Origin of the sequence: Pseudomonas viridiflava (assembly GCF_001642795.1) — a bacterium.
GTDB lineage: Bacteria > Pseudomonadota > Gammaproteobacteria > Pseudomonadales > Pseudomonadaceae > Aquipseudomonas > Aquipseudomonas viridiflava.
On sequence record NZ_LKEH01000026.1, the window covers coordinates 386,681 to 405,834 of the forward strand.

The window sequence follows — 19,154 nt, forward strand, 5'->3', positions numbered from 1 at the left end:
TGCGTTCTGCGTCTGGCTCTACACTCGCTATCCCGGTTTTTTCCATCGAACCGTGACTATTTTCTTCATGAACAGGGAACGCCTCATGTTGCGCAAACTTTCGTTGGTCGTGGCTGTTTCATTTGCGTCCAACGGACTGAGCTGGGCAGCCGATATGCCGCTGCCGACCAAGACGGGTCTGGTGAACGTCTATGAGCAGGCGGTGGACAACAACGCCGATCTGGCCGCTGCACGCGCCGATTACGCTGCGCGCAAGGAGGCCGTGCCTCAGGCGCGTGCCGGTCTGCTGCCCAATCTTTCCGGCAGCGCTCAGGCCAACAACACCCGCACCAGCATTGATCAGCCCAGCAGAATTGCAACCCGCAGTGGTACGGTCTATCAGGCGACCCTGAGCCAGCCGATCTTTCGTGCCGACCGCTGGTTCCAGCTCCAGGCCGCCGAAGCGGTCAACGAACAGGCCGCGCTCGAGCTGTCGGCCACTGAACAGAACCTGATCCTGCAATCGGCGCAGAGCTACTTCAGTGTGCTGCGTGCCCAGGACAGTCTGGCAGCGACCAAGGCCGAGGAATCGGCATTCAGGCGCCAGCTGGATCAGGCCAGGGAGCGCTTCGATGTCGGTCTTTCAGACAAAACCGACGTGCTGCAGGCGCAGGCCAGCTATGACACCTCGCGCGCCAGCCGCATTCTCGCCCAGCGTCAGGTAGACGATGCGTTTCAGGCGCTGGTAACCCTGACCAATCGCGAATACAACTCCATCGAAGGCATCGTCCACACCCTGCCGGTGCTGGCGCCGACGCCAAACGATGCCAAGGCCTGGGTCGACACCGCAGCCCAGCAGAACCTCAACCTGCTGGCCAGCAACTACGCAGTCAACGCCGCCGAAGAAACCCTGCGTCAACGCAAGGCCGGACACGCGCCGACGCTGGATGCCGTCGCAACCTATCAGCGCGGCGACAACGATGCGCTGGGTTTCAACAACCCCAACTACACCGGGCAGAACTACGGCAGTGATGTCGAGCAACGCACGATTGGTGTTCAGCTGAATATCCCGATCTACAGTGGCGGGCTGGTCAATTCGCAGGTGCGCGAAGCCTATTCAAGGCTGAGCCAGAGTGAACAGCGCCGCGAAGGCCTGCGTCGTCAGGTGGTGGAAAACACCCGTAACCTGCACCGTGCGGTGAACACCGACGTGGAGCAGGTTCAGGCGCGCAAGCAGTCGATCATCTCCAATCAGAGCGCGCTGGAAGCCACGGAAATCGGTTATCAGGTGGGGACGCGCAACATCGTCGACGTGCTGGATGCGCAGCGTCAGCTATACGCCTCGGTGCGCGACTACAACAACACGCGCTATGACTACATCCTCGACAACCTGCGCCTGAAACAGGCCGCTGGCACGCTGAATCCGGGCGACCTGCAGGACCTGTCGCGCTATCTGAAATCCGACTACAACCCGGACAAGGATTTCCTGCCACCGGATCTGGCAGCGGCGGCACGCAAGAACTTCGAAAGACCGGCCCAGCGCTGAGCGCGCCAGCCTCGACACTGATCGTGCCCACCGCTCCGCGTCAGATTCGAGAGCGGACGCGGAGCGTCCTGAGAGGCGTTACCACGCAGAGCGTGGGAACGATCCTAGGCCTTAAGCACACTGATCGTGCCCATCGCTCTGCGTGGGCTGCAGGCCGTGACGCTCCGCGTCACATTCTCTGCATCAACCGCCCGATTCCATCCAGCAAACGCTGCAGTGCGCCCTGATTGGCCTTCATCACACCCAGACCCGCTTCAGCCATGGTGGCTGCCAGCTTCGGCTGATCGAACAGGCGCTGCACGGCGACCGCCAGTGCGGCTGAATCGCTCACCTCTTCCAGCGCTCCAGCACTGCGCAGCAGGGCGGCGATTTCGAGGAAGTTGAACAGGTGCGGGCCGCTCAGCACCGGCTTGGCCAGTGCTGCAGGTTCCAGCAGGTTATGGCCGCCATTGGGCACCAGACTGCCGCCCACGAACGCGTTGTCCGCCAGCGCATACAGAAACAGCAGCTCGCCCATGGTGTCGCCCAGCAGTACAGACACGTCTGGCGTAACGGCCTGCGCGCTTGAACGCCGGACCGTCTTGAAACCCTGCTGCTGACACAACCCATGCACGCTGTCGAAACGCTCGGGATGGCGCGGCACCAGAATCAGCAAGGCATCGGGATGGCTCGCCAGCAACGTGCGATGCGCCGCCAGCACGCTTTCGTCCTCGCCCGCATGAGTGCTCGCCGCGATCCACACCGGGCGTTGCGTGGCCTGCCATTGTCCGCGCAATTCGGCGGCACGCTCCAGCAAGGCGGGGTCGATGCTCAGGTCGAACTTGATCGAGCCGGTCACCGTCACGTACTCAGGCCGCGCGCCCAGATCACGGAAACGCTGGGCCTCGACTTCAGTCTGCACAGCGAACCAGGCCATTTCGGCGAGCATCGGCCTTGTCAGTTTCGCAAAACGGCCATAACCCCGCGCCGAACGCTCCGACAGCCGAGCGTTGGCCAACACCACCGGAATACCGCGCTTGCTGCATTGATGAATATGATTGGGCCACAGCTCGGTTTCCATGATGATGCCCAGGCGCGGCTGCACATGATCGAGAAAGCGCCCGGCCGCCCATGGCAGGTCATAAGGCAGGTAACAATGTTGAATGCGCGGCTCGTTGGCAAACATCGCCTTGATTCGCTCCGAACCTGTGGGCGTCATGCAAGTCACAGTGATCGGCAGTTCGGGATACTGCGCCAGCAAGGCGCGGATCATGGGCGCGGCAGCAATGCTTTCGCCGACCGACACCGCATGCACCCAGAGACCGCCACGCTGCATCGGCGGCAGGCCCATGGCGAAGCGCTCGCCGATGCGCTGGCGATACGCAGGCGCCTTGCGAGCGCGCAACCACAACCGCAGGGCAACCAGCGGCAGGCCCAGATGAAACAGGAAGGTGTAGAGGGTTCTATTCATGGGCGCGGAGTTTATCAGCCCGCCTGCGCAATGCCACAACGACATGAAGACGCAGACACGATGGCGGGCGGCGTGTGAATCATCAGGTCGGTCACCACCGTCCTTTAGAATGCGCTGTCTCATACAAGGAAAAGATCATGAATCCGTATTACCTGCTGGGCGTCGCAATCTGCGCCGAAGTCATCGCCACCACCTCGATGAAAGCGGTGAAAGGCTTCAACACACCGCTGCCCCTGCTGCTGGTCATTGGCGGCTATGCGATTGCGTTCTGGATGTTGATTCTGGTGATGCGCACCATTCCCGTCGGCATCACCTATGCCATCTGGTCGGGCATGGGCATTGTCATGGTGAGTATCGCGGCATTCCTGGTCTACGGTCAGAAGCTCGACCTGCCCGCGCTGCTGGGCATGGGAATGATCGTGGCGGGTGTGGTGGTCATTCAGGTGTTCTCGAAAACCGCCGGGCATTGAAAGTCCGTTCCCTTATAATGGCCGCAATCTTTACTCACTGAGGTGCCCATGCCATCTGTTATTTCCACTGACGTCCTGATTGTCGGGGCTGGCGTTGCCGGCCTCTGGCTCAATGCCCGGTTGCGTCGTCAAGGGTTCTCGACAGTGCTGGTAGAAAGCGCAAGCCTGGGTGGCGGACAGAGCCTGAAGTCTCAAGGGATCATCCACGGCGGCGCCAAGTACGCGCTGCACGGCGCCCTGTCGGGAGCCTCGGAAGCCATAGCCGATATGCCGCGCCGCTGGCGTGAAGCCCTGGACGGCAAAGGCGAGCTGGACCTTTCAGGCGTGCGCCTGTTGTCGGACGCCCATTACCTCTGGTCGCCGGGCACGATCGCGGGCAATCTGACCAGCTTCTTCGCCAGCAAGGCCGTGCGCGGGCGCGTGGATCAGGTCAAGGGCGAGCAATTGCCGCCCGCACTGCAGCATCCGAAATTCAAGGGCAAGGTCTATCGGCTGGCAGAGCTGGTGGTCGATGTACCGAGCCTGATCAATCGTCTCGCAGAACTGGCCGGTGACTCGCTGCTCGCCGGAAAACAGATAGAGCCGCTGTACGAGGGCGACGAACTGGTCGGCCTGCGGGTCGATGGCACGGATATACATGCACAGCGCATCGTACTCAGCGCAGGCGGCGGCAATGCCGATCTGCTGAAGGCGGTCGGTATCTCGCAACCCCAGATGCAGCGTCGTCCGCTGCACATGGTGCTGGTCAAAGGGCCGACCCTCAAACCGCTGTATGCCCACTGCCTGGGGGGCGGTACCAAACCGCGCATCACCGTGACCACGCATCCTGCGGCCGACGGCCAGTGGGTCTGGTACCTGGGCGGCGATCTCGCCGAGGCTGATGGCGTAGCGCGCGAGCCGGAGGCGCAGATCGCCGTCGCCCGCAAGGAACTCGAAGCGCTGCTGCCATGGGTCGACCTGAGCCAGGCGCAGTGGGCGACCTTGCGCGTCGACCGTGCAGAACCTGCGCAATCGGGTCTGGTGCGTCCCGACAACGCCTTCCTGGACGGTCAGAAACGCCTGATGGTGGGCTGGCCGACCAAGCTTGCGCTGGCGCCGGACTTCGCCGACCGCGTATTGTCAGTCCTGTCCAGGGAAGGCATCCACCCGACGCCACAACCGGCGCTGGCGAATGTGCCGAAGCCACCCATTGCCGTTCCTGTCTGGGATCAACTGCTGCCATGAGCCTGAAAACCCTGCACGACCTGCATCGCCCGTTCGGCAGCACCGGCCTGAGCGTCTCGCCGCTGGGTCTGGGCACCGTGAAGCTGGGACGCGATCAAGGCGTGAAATACCCGAGCGGCTTCAAGATCCCGGATGACCAGCAGGCCGCGATGCTGCTCAGGATGGCCCGCGACATGGGGATCAACCTGATCGATACCGCGCCCGCCTATGGCACCAGCGAGGAACGCCTTGGCCCGCTGCTGCGCGGCCAGCGTCAGGACTGGGTTATCGTCAGCAAGGTAGGCGAAGAGTTCGTGGACGGACAGTCGAGCCACGATTTCAGCGCCGAGCACACCCGGCTGTCAGTCGAGCGCAGCTTGAAACGTCTTGAAACCGACTTTCTTGATCTGGTGCTGGTCCACTCGGACGGCAACGATCTGGCGATCCTCAACGAAACGGCGGTGTACGAAACCCTTGCGGCGCTCAAAAGCGAGGGCAAGATCCGGGGCTTCGGCTTTTCCGGCAAGACCGTCGAAGGCGGCCTGCTTGCCCTGCGCGACGGGGACTGCGCGATGGTCACCTATAATCTTAATGAACAGGGTGAGAAACCGGTTCTGGATTACGCGGCTGCCCACAGCAAAGGCATTCTGGTCAAGAAGGCGTTGGCCAGCGGTCATGTGTGCCTGACGCCCGGGATGGACCCGGTCCAGGCCAGCTTCCAGTTACTGTTTGAACATCCGGGCGTCGCCAGTGCTATTGTCGGGACCATCAACCCCATGCACCTGGCACACAACGTTGCCACCGCTGCTGCCGTGATTTGCCGTCAAGCCTGATTTGGGCGGCCGACCCCAACGCAAGAAGGAGCCGATATGCCGCGAACATTGATTCGGAAGAATCCCAGCAACTTCAAGACCCTGCCGCTGTTCGTCGAAGCCACTCCTGAAAGCCTGAGTTATCAGAGTGTCGGCATGCCGATGAACTTTACGCAGACCTTGCAGCGACGCCGCAAGGTCGAGGTGCCGGACCCTGAGCGATTCGCCACCGAGCTGGCCAACCTCGGGGTGTCGATCCGCCTGACCATCAGGTGGCAGAACCGGGATTACTGGGTGCTGGTCCGACAACGCCGTCAGGACCGTGGCGACGTGGTGCTCAAACTGATTTCAGGCTATGTCCCGGCGCACGAGCTGACGCTACCGCTGCACACCGCCATTCAGGAAGTCGCTGAAGAGTGCCTTATCGAAACGCCGCAGGGCTGGCTGAGCGGAATGTTCAAGGACACCTGGCTGCCCGCTCCCTACGCAGCGGCATTGCATTACCGGGAGGCAATGCCCTTCACCCTCAGCCCGCTCTCGGGTGCTGCCAGACCGGTACGGGCTGGCAACCTGACGCTGCTGGAACGCCCCCGCGCCTATGTCCACCTGCCCACTGCGTCGCTGCAGCTGATCTATGACATGCGCCTGGAAATCCCCAAGGAAGCCCGCCCGATCAGCCTGTTCCACGTCGATGAGGTGCTGGAAAACGATCAGTTGGTCGCCCGCCTCAACCGAAGCAAGCCCGACCTCTACCTGATGCCGCTGGAAAACGGCTCGCCACTGCCAGAGCTTTACACCCTCAAGCGCGACAAGCTGACCCCGGCGGGCACGCGCGGTCTGTACCTGGCAGAGAGCTTTGCGGCACAGGATGGCTGGGTGGTGCGTGAGGAAAGGATTCGCTGGAAAGACTGGCTGCGCCAGCAAGGCATGACACCACCGCCAAAGAAGACGGGGCTGAAGCGTCTGACCAGCAAGGCCAGAGAGCTTCTGGGACTGGCACGCGGCAGCTTGAGCAAATAACCGGTTTGCCCGGAATGCTCCGGGCAAACCTGATCCACTCACTGTCCGCGAATTTTCTCGACGATGGCCGTGGTCGAGCTGTTTTCAACCAGCCCCAACACCTTCACTTGGCCGCCGTAGGCCTGCACGATATCGGCACCGACCACCTGATCGATCCCATAGTCGCCGCCCTTGACCAGCACATCGGGCTTGACGTGGGTCAGCAGGTTTTCAGGTGTGCCTTCAGGGAAACTGATCACCCAGTCCACAGCGCCCAGACCGGCCAGAACGGCCATGCGGCGGTCGACGCTATTGATCGGACGACCAGGGCCTTTGAGACGGCTCACGGAGGCATCGTCGTTGACCGCCACGATCAGACGATCACCTTGCGCGCGCGCCTGCTCCAGGTAGGTCACGTGCCCGGCATGCAGGATGTCGAAGCAGCCGTTGGTGAAAACGATCCTTTCCTTGTGTGCCCGCGCGTCATCGACGGCGAGCAGCAACTGCTCCAGCCCCAGAACACCACGCTCCGAGCCCTCTTCGCGCTGAATGGCACGACGCAGTTCAGGCGCGCTGATGGCCGCCGTACCCAGCTTGCCGACCACGATGCCTGCCGCCAGATTGGCCAGCGCAACCGCATGTGGCAGTTCCTCGCCAGCCGCAATCGCCGCCGCCAGGGTTGAAATGACCGTATCACCGGCACCGGTGACGTCAAAGACTTCACGGGCACGCGCGGGCAAGTGCAGCGCCTGTTGATCGGGGCGCAGCAAGGTCATGCCGTGCTCGCCACGGGTCACCAGCAACGCGCCCAGATCCAGCTCGCTCATCAGCTGCGCGCCCTTGGCAACCAGCTCGGCTTCGTCGACGCAATGGCCAACGATGGCTTCAAATTCGCTGAGATTCGGCGTGATCAGACTCGCGCCGCGGTAGATCGCGAAGTCCTTGCCCTTGGGATCGGCCAGCACCGGAATGCCGCGCTCGCGGGCTGCCCGGATCAGTGTCTGATGGTTTTTCAACGCACCTTTGCCGTAATCCGACAGCACCAGCACTTTGACCCCATCCAGCAGGTTTTCGACTTCTGCGCTCAGGGCCTGTGCATCGGTGGCGAAGGGTTCTTCGAAGTCGATACGCAGCAGTTGCTGGTGTCGGCTCATCACCCGCAGTTTGACGATGGTCGGCTGGTCTGCAATGCGTTGAAAACGAGCCAGAACACCGGCTGCCTTGAGGCTGTTGCTCAGGCTTTCTGCCGCTTCGTCTTCACCGGTCACGCCCACCAGCGAGGCAGGTGCACCCAATGCCGCGATGTTCAATGCCACGTTGGCGGCACCGCCGGGACGGTCCTCGATCTGGTCGACCTTGACGACAGGCACAGGCGCTTCAGGGGAAATACGCGAGGTACCACCATGCCAGTATCTGTCGAGCATGACATCGCCAACCACCAGGACAGGGGCCTGATCAAAGCGCGGCATGGATAACTTCATCGAACAACCCGTACTAGAAAAATGGACAGGGGCGGAATCTTAGCACAGGGGGTTTGAACAGACAGGCTGTTCATAACCTGATTCCTGACGCTGACAAAAGACGATTCCAGCGGGGGAAAAGATGCGTGTAGTGATGCGGTGAAAAGCCGCTGCGCCATGTCGAAAACACAGCGCAGCCAGGCTTGATCAGATCGCGCCGACAGGCGCTGGCTCGTCCAGGCCCATGGCGTGCAGGCGGGCGTAATAGCCGTTCTTTGCCAGCAGCTCGGCGTGGGTGCCGCGCTCGACAATCTGACCGGCGTCCATGACCAGAATCAGGTCGGCTTTCTCGATGGTGGAAAGACGGTGCGCGATCACCAGCGTGGTGCGTCCTTTCATGACCTGATCCAGCGCGGCCTGAATGTGACGCTCCGACTCGGTATCCAGCGCAGAGGTCGCTTCGTCGAGGATCAGCACCGGGGCATTCTTGAGCAGCGCACGGGCAATCGCCAGACGTTGACGCTGGCCACCGGACAACAGCACGCCGTTCTCGCCCACCGGGGTGTCGAAACCTTGCGGCAACTGGTCGATGAATTCCTTGGCGTAGGCATCGGCGGCGGCCGCCTCGATGTCGGCACGCGGCGCACCCGCCAGATCACCGTAGGCGATGTTATTGGCGATGGTGTCGTTGAATAGCGTGACATTCTGGTTGACCTGCGCGATGTGGGTACGCAGGTTACGCAGGCGATAATCATTGATCTCGACGTCATCCAGCAGGATCTGACCCAGTTCATGGGTGTAGAACCGCGGTATAAGATTGGCCAGCGTCGACTTGCCGCTGCCCGAACGTCCTACCAATGCAATCATCTGCCCCGGTGCTGCCGAGAAACTGATGTCGTTGAGGACCTGACGCTCGGTCTCGGGATAGAAGAAGCTGAGATTCTTCACTTCCAGACGGCCCGAAACACGCTCGCGCTCAAGGGTGCCGGTATCGATTTCCTGCTCTACATCCAGCTGTTCGAAGATGCTCTCGGCACCCGCCACACCCTTTTGAATGGTCGAACTGACTTCCGACAGCTGACGAATCGGCTTGGGCAGCAGGCCGGCGGCGGTGATGTACGCCACCAGATCGCCTGCCGTCGCATCGCCACGCAGGAACAGCACCAGGAACATCAGCACCGCCATGGCGGTATAGATGACCAGTTGCAGCATCGGCGTATAGATCGCGCCGGTCTTGGTCATGCGCAACTGCTTTTTGGTGTTGCTGTTGCTGGCACGCGCAAAACGATCCTGCTCGTAGGTTTCGCCGCCGAAGCTGCGCACCACGCGATAACCCTGAATGGTTTCGGACGCAACGTGGGTCACGTCGCCCATCGCCACCTGGATCTTCTTGCTCTGCTTGCGGAATTTCTTGCTGGCGGTGCCGACCATGATGGCGATCACCGGCAGGATGGCGAGCATGACCAGCGTCAGCTGCCAGTTCATCCACAGCAGGTAGATGAACAGGAACACCACGGTCAGGCCTTCACGGATCACCACCTTGATGGCATCCGTTGCAGCCCCCGTCACCATGGTGACGTTGAAGGTGATGCGCGAGATCAGATGACCCGAATTGGTGGTGTCGAAGTAGCGATTGGGCAGTACCAGCAGCTTGTTGAACAGTTCGACGCGCAGGTCATGCACCAGCCCCAGCGATACCTTGGCCAGGAAGTAGTTGCCGAGAAACGAACCCAGACCCTGCCAGGCGGCGATCAGCACGATCAGCAGCGGCACGGCCTGCAGCAATTGCAGGTCCCTGAGGTAGGGAACATTGGGGAACAGCACCGCTTCCGGATTGCTCAGCCCATCGACGAAATATTTCAGGATCCCCGCCAGCATCGGCTGAGTGGATGCAAAGATCACGAAACCGAGGATGCTGAGCAGGAAAATGCCCACATACGGACGCACATAGGACAACAGGCGGAAGTAGATTTTCACGCTGGAAGTGGCGGACGATTCGGAGGTTGTCATGAGTATCCGTCGTGTTAAAAAGAAGCGGAATTGTATCACAAGCCGTTTTCGCAACAGCCTGCTGCGGTAACATAGGCGGCCCGTACAGCCCTTGGGGCGCAGAATCCGGAGTATCGATGCAAGCGCTCGACCACGCCCACTACCTTGCCCTGGTTCAAGGTGCCGAAGTGCTTGAAGCCGACGGCACGGGCGATAAAGTACTACGTCTGAATGACGGTTCAATGTTGAAACTGTTTCGACGCAAGCGGCTGATCAGTTCCGCCGCCTGGTATCCCTATGCCAAACGCTTCGCTGACAACTGCCTGACCCTGGCCAAACGCGCCATCCCCTGCCCGCATGTTCGCACTGTTTACAGAATCGCCGACATCGCCCGCGACGCGGTGCATTACGACCCGCTGGCCGGTCACACCCTGCGTCAACTGCTGGGCAAGGCCGCCAGCGATGATGACCTGCGCATGCAACTGGGGCGCTTCATCGCCAACCTGCATGAAAAAGGCGTCTATTTCCGCTCAGCGCACCTGGGCAATGTGATTCTTACCCCGGAAGGCACGCTGGGCCTCATCGACATTGCCGACCTGAAAACCTACCGCCGCCCACTGCGCAAAAACCTGCGATTGCGCAACTTCAAGCACATGCTGCGCTATCTGGAAGACCGGCAATGGCTACTGGGCGACGGTAATCCAGCCTTCCTCAATGGCTACCTGAGCGGCCAGAGCGTCTGCGCTGCAGCGGAACTGACCCAGGCCATGAACTAAAAAATGGCCGCTTGCAGGCGGCCATTTCAGCGCTCGGCACTCAGTGCCTTAGCCGATGTTCCTGAACTACCCTTCCCAGCACCATCGCCGCAGGCAGCAGCACCAGCACCCAAAGCTCATCCGGGTTGCCGACCAGCTTCGCGCCGTCGAAATTGAGCATCACCAGTGCGCACGCCAGGTAAAGCCCCCACGCGTCGCGCAGGCGCAATGCGTGCCACAGCGTCATGGCCATCACGATCAGGAATAGCACCAGCGACACCGCGCCGGTGTACAACCCCATCGAGACGTAGATGTTGTGCGGATGCTGAATCGCCATACCGCCTGTCAGCGTCTTGGTTGTATAGAAATCAACGCCACAGCCCATCATCCATCCGCAATTACGCCATTCGCCGGTCATGATTTCGAACAGCTCGATGCGGTAGGAATCGCCGCGCACCATCAGCAGTTTGATCCACTCCTCATCCCTGACCACCCAGAACAAGGCCGCGCAGATGAGTACCAGCACCAGCAAAGTGATGAGACTGCGCTTCGGAAAGCGATACACCGAATACAGCGTACAAGCCGCAATAAGGAACGCCGCACCCACCAGCGCGGTGCGGGTCTGCACGATGAAGGCAGCAACGACAAGGGTCAGCACAATACCCGCAACGGCTTCGATCCAGCGCTGCTCTTTCAGCCAGACCGGCAACGCCAGGGCCAGGCAACAGACCAGCCAGGCACTGGCGTAAATCACGTTAGCCATGCGCGCAGGCAATATCTCGACACGCTTGCCGAACGCGAACTGCCCGGTCACCCAGCTATGAATGCTGGCCACCAGAATATAAGCGCATATCGCCCAGAAAAAGCTGCGTATGAACCTGCCTTGATGGAAGAATCGATTGTCCGTCAGACCGGCCACAACAAAGACGAACAGGCTGACGTACGCCACATGTTTATAGAACTGGAAATCCTGTCCGTAGAAGGCTGGCACCAGAAACCAGACCATGAACACTGCCCAGGCCACACCCAGCGGCTGCGCGAACACGCCGACGCCACGGTATTTGATCAGGAAAAACAGGCCCGGCAATGCGGTCAGGGCGTAGAACAGATTATTGGTCGTCTTGGCTGAAGAGTTCAGGATGAAACTCAGCAGAAAGACGACCAGCACAGCACCAAAATAGATTTGTGCCTTGCTTGAAGGCATACCGGCACGATCAACTGACATTATTAAGCAACCAACCTGCTACCAGTCCAATGACTACCGCGACAATCAATTTGACGCGATCACGACGTTTGCGACGCTTTTTGTCGAGGCGCTCCTGCGGCACCACCACATGCTCACCAAAGCCGGTGTGCAATACAGCATCGTTTTCCAGAATCAGAGCGTATCGGTTTTCCGACGCGAACAACTGTGAAAGTTTCTTCTCTCCGCCATGGCCAGCATACGGCGCGTGCTGCTTGTAATCGGCCAGACGGCGCAATCCGGGATTGAAGGAAAAACCCTGCCACTCCGGCTTGTGCGAACCCAGCTTGTAGAAAGGAATGCCCTGAACCACTTCGCGCTCGTTCAAATAGATGTAGGGGCTGTGAATCTGCAGATCATGATGGAAGCTGCGCAACCACACCTGCAGCGCCTGCGGGTCGTTCTCCAGCAGGATCATCGACTCTTCGATGAAGTGCGGGCGGTAGAAATCCCAGTCATCTTCGCAATGAAACACCCAGGACGTCTCGATCAGCGCATAAGCGGCGTCCACCGAGCGCATCTGTCCCAACTTGGGATTGTTGATGAGGAAGCGGGTGTGTGCGCGCCAGTGCTCAGGAATACAGGCCTCGACCTGAACGTCTCCTGAATCTTCAGTGATCAGCACATGGCGGATGGCGGCGGTGTTGTAACGATCAAAGGTTTCCAGGGTGCGCTTCAACAGATCGAATCGCCCGCAACTGGTCACCACCAGCGTGATGTCGCTATTTTCGCTGAATACCATCATCTGTTCCCAATCATTGAAAGTTCAAGAAGCATTACCATGCCCAACGCGAGCGCAGACGGTCGACCCAGCTCGCAGCCGGCATCGGCCGCAGCGGTGGACGCATGTGTTCGACAATGGCTTTGCCCAAAGCGTGAAACGTATAGCGTTCCTCGACGAGCGCCTGTCCGTTACGGGATATTTCATCGGCCAGTGCCGGGGCCGCGCGCAGTTGCGCCAGCTTTTCACGAAGCTGGGGAATATCGCGGTACAGCACAATGTTGTGCATATCCACGAAGCCCAGCGCGCGATTTTCTTCAGCGCCCTGATCGAAGGCAAGCAGCACGCAGCCGCAGGCCATGGCCTCGAAGTTTTTAATCATGTATTCGCCCATGCCGACATCGGCACTGACGAAAAAGCGGATGCGGTTCAGCGTGTCGCAGTATTCCTCGCCCGACTTGGTCCGCGTGACCAGCAGATTCTCATGCTGCCCCAACTCGTCGAGCAGCGCCTTGCGGCCGCTGTAGGCGACGCTGTTGGTGCTGCCGACGAACGCCAACTCGATGTCACGCTCGCGGTTCTGCGCCTGCAACAGCGTCTGATCGTAGCCCTTGGGCACGAACACCGCGTCGAAGCCTTCCTCACGCAGCCGCTCGCTGACCATGAAGCCCGAGCACAGCACCCGGACCCAGGGCAGCTTGCGATAGTGTGCGCTGAACTTGCCGGTGTACTTGCAGGCAATGTAGTTCTGGTAGGCGTCGTGCTCGAGAATGACCAGATTCGGAATCGTTCGGATGAAGGCCACCTGACGCACTTCCTGCTTGAAGCGCAGAAAGAACACGATCCGGTCGTAGCGGCTCACATCGATTTCACGCCGGAAATAGCTGCGCAGGTTGCGCTGGTCATTGGAATCCAGCCAGCGCACGTCGCAGTCGCAGCTCGACGCGATGCCGTCGTAAAGACGATCCAGAATCGCACGCTGCTCTTTCTGAACCAGAAGTAGGACTTTCATTGTTTTCCTTGCAGTACTGCGCCTGCTGAATCAGAAATCACGGCTGCGCCAGAACAACTCGTGTCGTCGCACAGCCTTTCGGAAAAATTCGTTTTCACCTTCAGCCGGCCAGCGGCGCCCGGCGAGCAACTGCTGCAGCCAGCGGCGCACTCGACGTTTGCCCGGCATCGGTGGTTGCAGGTCATGCATCATGCCCAGCGCCATGGCTTTGTCGCGCTGTGTCGGCACCGACAGCTCAAGGCTGTAGGGCTCAAGCTTCAATTCGGCATCGAAGACGGGCGGCAGGCTGATGCCGGTGTAGGCATCGCCCATGGGCCAGCGGTCGTTGTCGTGCAAGTGATTGGCGTAACCCAAGATCACCTCAGGCTGCCATTCAAGCCCGGCCAGCGCCTCACGCACAGCGGCCTGCGCACAAATGTGGTCAGGATGCGGGTCGATGGCCGGGTGCGGCATCACGATGACCTGCGGCCTTGCCTTGAGGATCAGCGCGCGCAGATCGGCCAGCAGGTTATTCCAGGTCGGCTGGCCGTCGTCGCCCGGCAGCGGCAAGGTGTTGAACTGGCGAAACAGACGCGTATCGAGCAGATCCGCTTCGCGAGAGCCGACCGGCATATCCGGTGCGGCCTGCATGGCAGGCAGTTGCAGGCAGAAATAGCCCAGTTGCACACACTGTGCCTCCGCGACTCCGCCCCAGCGCGCCACGGCAATGCTGTCCCAGGCCCGCAGCCGCCCCTTCATGCGAGCCGCCTCGGCCTTGTCCAGGCCCATCTGCCGATAGTGATCGGCTTCGATTTCACCGGCGGTCAGGGTCACGATCCACGCATCACTGGCCTGGCTGTACAGACCAAAAGCGGCAAGTTCCGCGTCATCAGCGTGCGGCGCGATCACCATCACCCGCTGCTGGCGTGCATCAGGTTGACGGAACACCCACAAACGCGGCTGTCCGCCCAGTCGGCAAAAACGTCCACGCAGGGTTAACGCGCCTGCCGCCAACGGTTCACCGAGCCCGGTCAGGTTCAGATAGCGCACGGCGTCGGCACCGCGCTCGAAGGCTTGCCGATCGACGAGACCTGAACCTTGCAACTCGACGACAGGGTCCAGAAAACGTCCCAGCCAGTTACTTTTGATGTTCAGGGCCAGTACCAGCGTTTCGCCGCCAGTCAGCGTCAGAGGTTCGGCGAATGTGAGTCGGCCATTTTCCAGGCGCACACCCGAGACCTCGTTTTCGGCGGCGAAGTTGTACTGATAGTCATCGGCAGGCGAATAGAACAGATGATCGGCGAACCAGGCCTCGTGAGCGATCCAGGCGCTGATCGCCAGCACCGGTATCAACCACCACGCTACCGCCACGCCGAGGGCAATCAACAGCAACAGGCCACCCAGCAACGCCAGCCGCTTGTTACGACGATGGCGTTTGAGCAACTCCTGCTTGCGGCTCAAATCTGGAACACCGGCACGGGGTTGCACCAACGATCCTTGTATTCGCGGTCGGCGCGGCCGAACGAGAAGCGCAGCGATTTACCCAGCGCACGCGCATCTTCCCAGGCGCTCTGCGTGTTGACGAAACTGAGCACGCTGCCAGGGCTGAAATCACGGGTTTCGGGGTCGACACCGCCGTTGACGTATTCGATGCTGACCCATTCGGGCGCTTCGACGCGGTACACCAGTTGAATGGCAATCGGCGCATCGTTGAGAAACACCACCGAGCCGATCAGCAGGTCACGCAGCAGCTCGATCACTTCAGCCTTGTGCGCAGCACCGGTCGCTTCAAAGCCCCAGCGGCGCTGGAACAGCTCGCAATACATGCGTGCCAGCTCTGCGCTGCTGAAATCGCTGACAGGCCGGACCGTGCCGCCCGCCTCTTCCAGCAGACGCAACTCGCGACGCTGGTTGTAGCGAAACTTTTTGGACAGCTCTTCAGGTGTGCGCGCCATGGCCAGTGACTCGGCCTGCGGCTTGAGGGTGCTGACCCGGCCTTCGTTCAACGACGAGATGTAACGCCCGCGATGACGTACAGGCACCTCGATGTCCTGCGCCACCGGCAGAATCAGCTCGGCGTTGCCCAGATCGAAAAGACCTTTCTTGCCATGACGTTTGAGCTCGTCCTTGGACAGCGCCAGCGAGCGGCCCCAGGTGGCAATCGCTGCCTTGATGTCGCCGCCCTGCTCCCAGCCCAGATAGCGCACGGGAATGTCAGCGAACACGGAAAGACGTTCGACGACCTGCGGGTGGGTGGCCACGCTACCGCCAAACCGGTGCCACGCCTGCGTATAGGCAGCGGCATCGATTTCGGTCCAGCCACGTTCACGCACGCCTTGAAATCGGTTGAGCATCAGGACTCCGCAACCAGGCGGGTAACCTGCGGCAGGCGCCAGAACACGTTGCGTACCGCGTGGTCGGAAAAGCGCTCGCGCAGACGCAGAAGCATGCGTTCGGCGCAATCCTGACGCTGATCCGCATCCAGCCCGGCCATGTGCATCAGGCCTTGAGCCAGACGCTGCTCGTCGCCCAACGGGAACAGCAGACCGACGTCTTCGACCACTTCACGCGCACCGCCGCAGGACGTCGCAACGACCGGCACGCCTGCCACCATGGCTTCCAGCAGCACCATGCCGAACGGTTCGTGATCCGAACTCAGGGCGAAGACATCGAACGCCTTGAAATAACGACGTGCGTCCGCGACCTGGCCCATGAACATTACATTCGCGCCAATGCCCAGTTCACGGGCAAGCTCCTTGAGGGACTCTTCCAGCCGACCCTTGCCAAGAATCACCAACTGACTGTTCTCGGGCAGGCTCGGCAGAGCAAGCGCGAAGCCGCGCAGCAGGGTCGCCTGATCCTTGTCAGGATGCAGACGTCCGACATTGCCGACGATCCAGGCCGAAGGTGAAAGCCCCAGTTCGACGCGCGCGTCTTCGGCAGAAAACTGGCTGCCTTGCAGTTGCTCGACATCGATGCGGTTGTACAGGGTCTCGATGCGCTCGGCCGGCCATGCAGGCAGGCTTTTGCGCATGTCGTCGCGCACCGAATCCGAAACGCCCAGCAGGCTCAGGCGTTTGCGAAACAGGTTGGCGAACAGCTTGCGACTGCGGCGCTGGTAGTCGCCAAACGCATGATGAACGCCGATTACCGGCAAACGTGTCGCCAACAGCGCGATATAGACCGGCTTGAATCGATGTGCGATGCAGAAGCTGAAATGACGTGAAGCCACGATGCTGCGCAATTCGCGAATGGCACCCAGCTTGAGGCCACGAATGGCCTTCGAGCTGAATTCCATGAACAGCACTTCGTCCGAACCACAGTCGGCGACCACATCAGGGTCGGCGGCACCGGTCAGAAACACCGTGGTCACCCGATAGCCCTTGCCTGCGAACAGGCTGGCGTATTGGCGGGCGCAGTCCAGAAACGGCCCGTCATAGCCGTGACAGAACTGCAGCACGTGACGTTCAGCCGAGCGTGTCATAAGCCTCGACGCCCTCTTTGACCACCAGAATGTCTTCCATGATCAGGTACTCGAGGTCGGAGCCAAAGAACATGTTCAAGGCATCGGTCGGCGAGCAGATCATCGGTTCGCCACGGCGGTTCAGCGAGGTGTTCAGCGACACGCCGTTGCCGGTCAGGTTTTCCAGCGCCTTCATCATGTCGTAGTAGCGCGGGTTGTATTCGCGCTTGAGCACCTGGGCACGGGAAGTGCCGTCTTCATGGACGACTTCCGGCACGCGGGTCTTCCACTCTTCCGCCACTTCGAAGGTGAAGGTCATGAACGGCGCTGGGTGATCGATCTTGATCATCTGTGGTGCGACGGTGTCGAGCATCGACGGGCAGAAAGGCCTCCAGCGCTCGCGGAACTTGATCTGGTGGTTGATGCGGTCGGCGACGCCGGCCACGCTCGGGCAACCGATGATCGAACGACCGCCCAGCGCACGTGGACCGAACTCCATGCGGCCCTGGAACCAGGCCACCGGGTTGCCCTTGACCATGATCTCGGCGATCCGCTCAGGGGTGTTTTCAATCTGGCGCCATACCGGTTTGCTCGGATGACGGGCACACGCGGCGATCACATCTTCGTTGCTGTAAGCGGGGCCGAGGTAGACGTGTTCCATCTTCTCGACCGGCACGCCGCGCGCGTGAGACACGTAGGCCGCCGCGCCCACCGCCGTTCCGGCATCGCCGGACGCAGGCTGGACGAACAGTTCCTTGACCTCGGGACGGGCAATGATGCGCTGGTTCAGTTTGACGTTCAGCGCACAGCCACCGGCGAACGCGATCTTGCCGGTTTCCTTGAGGATGTCACCCAGATAGTGGTCCATCATCTGCAGCGCGAGCTTTTCGAACAGCGCCTGCATGCTGGCCGCATAGTGAATGTACGGTTCGTCCGCCACATCGCCAACGCGCTTGGGGCCGAGCCATTCGATCAGTTTCGGCGAGAAGTAGAAGCCCTTGCCGTTCTCTTTGTAGCGACGCAGGCCGATGACGTTGGCCAGTTCGGTGTTGATGACCAGCTCGCCGTTCTCGAACGTGGCCAGACGCGAAAAGTCGTACTTGCTGGCGTCGCCGTACGGCGCCATGCCCATGACCTTGAACTCGCCGTCCAGCATCTCGAAACCAAGAAATTCGGTGATGGCGCCATACAAGCCACCCAGCGAGTCCGGATCGAAGAATTCCTTGATCTTGTGGATCTTGCCGTTTTCGCCGTAGCCGAAGAAGGTCGTGGCGTACTCACCCTTGCCGTCGATGCCCATGATCGCGGTTTTCTCGGTGAAACCGGAGCAGTGATACGCGCTGGAAGCGTGGGCCAGGTGGTGCTCGACCGGCTCGATCTTGATCTTTTTCGGATCGAAGCCCAGTTGCTCGAGGCACCAGACAATTTTGTTGCGATAACGCTTGTAACGGCGATTGCCCATCAGCAGCGCATCGAGCGCGCGGTCCGGTGCGTACCAGTAACGCTTGGCGTAGTGCCAGCGGGCCTTGCCGAACAGGCTGATCGGCGCAAACGGAATCGCGACCACGTCGACATCGGAAGGCTTGATGCCTGCCTGTTCCAGACAGAACTTCGCCGACTCGTAGGGCATGCGGTTCTTTGCGTGCTTGTCGCGAACGAAGCGCTCTTCTTCGGCCGCTGCGATCAGCTTGCCGTCGATGTAGAGCGCCGCGGAAGGATCATGGCTAAGGGCGCCGGACAGGCCAAGGATCGTCAATGCCACTAGGGTCTAGCCTCTTTAGTCTGCGTACAGGCGCAGCGCGCCCGAGAAAATGTGTGCCCCCGCACAGCGGGCTGAGGGCAGCTAAAGGGCGGGATTATAGCGTAATGACCAAGGATTTGGCTCGGGGGCTGAGAGGGTTTAAACAAACAGATGACATCACGTCCTTCAGGACGCATCCGAAGAATCTCACCCACTCGCTGTCACCCAATAACTATCTACGCTCCCGGCCCGCCGAATTCTGATTGATTGAAGGCCATGAATCACGGGCTCACAGCCCTCAATCAACCCGCGCACCTTGCGCTTGTCAGAAC

General features: G+C 60.6%; 16 protein-coding genes. 6 read left to right on the top strand and 10 right to left on the bottom strand.

Annotated features, from left to right (window positions below; translation table 11 throughout):
* Window positions 1-85 precede the first annotated feature (85 nt).
* The gene (locus AO065_RS14620) at window positions 86-1,525 is read left to right on the top strand and encodes a TolC family outer membrane protein (RefSeq protein WP_004883481.1); all 1,440 of its coding nucleotides are present in this window, start codon (window positions 86-88) and stop codon (window positions 1,523-1,525) included.
* Window positions 1,526-1,694: 169 nt separating this feature from the next.
* On the opposite strand, the gene waaA is transcribed toward AO065_RS14620, so the two are convergent.
* Window positions 1,695-2,975, bottom strand: a complete 1,281-nt coding sequence (gene waaA, locus AO065_RS14625; RefSeq protein WP_004883466.1) for a lipid IV(A) 3-deoxy-D-manno-octulosonic acid transferase — start codon at window positions 2,973-2,975, stop codon at window positions 1,695-1,697.
* A 137-nt stretch (window positions 2,976-3,112) separates the two neighbouring features.
* Here waaA and AO065_RS14630 point away from each other — a divergent pair, with 137 nt between their 5' ends.
* From AO065_RS14630 to AO065_RS14645, 4 genes are read left to right on the top strand one after another with little or no spacing between them, the layout of a single operon-like run.
* Window positions 3,113-3,445, top strand: coding sequence for an SMR family transporter (locus AO065_RS14630; RefSeq protein WP_004883465.1), 333 nt, complete (start codon window positions 3,113-3,115; stop codon window positions 3,443-3,445).
* 48 nt (window positions 3,446-3,493) lie between these two features.
* The gene (locus tag AO065_RS14635; RefSeq protein WP_004883464.1) at window positions 3,494-4,669 is read left to right on the top strand and encodes an NAD(P)/FAD-dependent oxidoreductase; all 1,176 of its coding nucleotides are present in this window, start codon (window positions 3,494-3,496) and stop codon (window positions 4,667-4,669) included.
* A complete protein-coding gene (locus tag AO065_RS14640) occupies window positions 4,666-5,481 on the top strand; it encodes an aldo/keto reductase (RefSeq protein ID WP_004883461.1) in 816 nt (271 codons plus the stop codon). Before AO065_RS14635 ends, AO065_RS14640 begins: the two co-directional genes overlap by 4 nt.
* Before the next feature lie 36 nt (window positions 5,482-5,517).
* Window positions 5,518-6,480, top strand: coding sequence for a hypothetical protein (locus AO065_RS14645; protein WP_004883459.1), 963 nt, complete (start codon window positions 5,518-5,520; stop codon window positions 6,478-6,480).
* A 38-nt stretch (window positions 6,481-6,518) separates the two neighbouring features.
* On the opposite strand, the gene hldE is transcribed toward AO065_RS14645, so the two are convergent.
* A complete protein-coding gene (gene hldE / locus AO065_RS14650) occupies window positions 6,519-7,940 on the bottom strand; it encodes a bifunctional D-glycero-beta-D-manno-heptose-7-phosphate kinase/D-glycero-beta-D-manno-heptose 1-phosphate adenylyltransferase HldE (protein WP_004883456.1) in 1,422 nt (473 codons plus the stop codon).
* Between the two features lie 186 nt (window positions 7,941-8,126).
* Window positions 8,127-9,929, bottom strand: coding sequence for a lipid A export permease/ATP-binding protein MsbA (msbA, locus tag AO065_RS14655; RefSeq protein ID WP_004883453.1), 1,803 nt, complete (start codon window positions 9,927-9,929; stop codon window positions 8,127-8,129).
* A 116-nt stretch (window positions 9,930-10,045) separates the two neighbouring features.
* Here msbA and AO065_RS14660 point away from each other — a divergent pair, with 116 nt between their 5' ends.
* Window positions 10,046-10,684 (top strand): BUD32 family EKC/KEOPS complex subunit, encoded by a 639-nt coding sequence (locus tag AO065_RS14660; RefSeq protein ID WP_004883449.1) that lies wholly within the window; start codon window positions 10,046-10,048, stop codon window positions 10,682-10,684.
* Window positions 10,685-10,724: 40 nt separating this feature from the next.
* On the opposite strand, the gene AO065_RS14665 is transcribed toward AO065_RS14660, so the two are convergent.
* The 7 genes from AO065_RS14665 to AO065_RS14695 are packed head-to-tail and all read right to left on the bottom strand — an operon-like array spanning window position 10,725 to window position 18,843.
* Window positions 10,725-11,888, bottom strand: a complete 1,164-nt coding sequence (locus AO065_RS14665) for a hypothetical protein (protein ID WP_004883446.1) — start codon at window positions 11,886-11,888, stop codon at window positions 10,725-10,727.
* A complete protein-coding gene (locus AO065_RS14670) occupies window positions 11,878-12,651 on the bottom strand; it encodes a glycosyltransferase family 2 protein (protein ID WP_004883443.1) in 774 nt (257 codons plus the stop codon). Before AO065_RS14670 ends, AO065_RS14665 begins: the two co-directional genes overlap by 11 nt.
* A 31-nt stretch (window positions 12,652-12,682) precedes the next feature.
* Window positions 12,683-13,639 (bottom strand): glycosyltransferase family protein, encoded by a 957-nt coding sequence (locus tag AO065_RS14675; protein ID WP_004883439.1) that lies wholly within the window; start codon window positions 13,637-13,639, stop codon window positions 12,683-12,685.
* A 30-nt stretch (window positions 13,640-13,669) separates the two neighbouring features.
* Window positions 13,670-15,079, bottom strand: a complete 1,410-nt coding sequence (locus AO065_RS14680; protein WP_004883435.1) for a PIG-L deacetylase family protein — start codon at window positions 15,077-15,079, stop codon at window positions 13,670-13,672.
* Window positions 15,076-15,972 (bottom strand): antimicrobial resistance protein Mig-14, encoded by an 897-nt coding sequence (locus tag AO065_RS14685; protein WP_004883434.1) that lies wholly within the window; start codon window positions 15,970-15,972, stop codon window positions 15,076-15,078. Before AO065_RS14685 ends, AO065_RS14680 begins: the two co-directional genes overlap by 4 nt.
* Complete coding sequence (locus tag AO065_RS14690; RefSeq protein ID WP_004883432.1) at window positions 15,972-17,102, bottom strand: glycosyltransferase; 1,131 nt, start codon at window positions 17,100-17,102, stop codon at window positions 15,972-15,974. The genes AO065_RS14685 and AO065_RS14690 overlap by 1 nt, the downstream gene beginning before the upstream one ends.
* Window positions 17,086-18,843, bottom strand: coding sequence for a carbamoyltransferase family protein (locus tag AO065_RS14695; protein ID WP_004883428.1), 1,758 nt, complete (start codon window positions 18,841-18,843; stop codon window positions 17,086-17,088). The genes AO065_RS14690 and AO065_RS14695 overlap by 17 nt, the downstream gene beginning before the upstream one ends.
* Window positions 18,844-19,154: the final 311 nt, after the last annotated feature.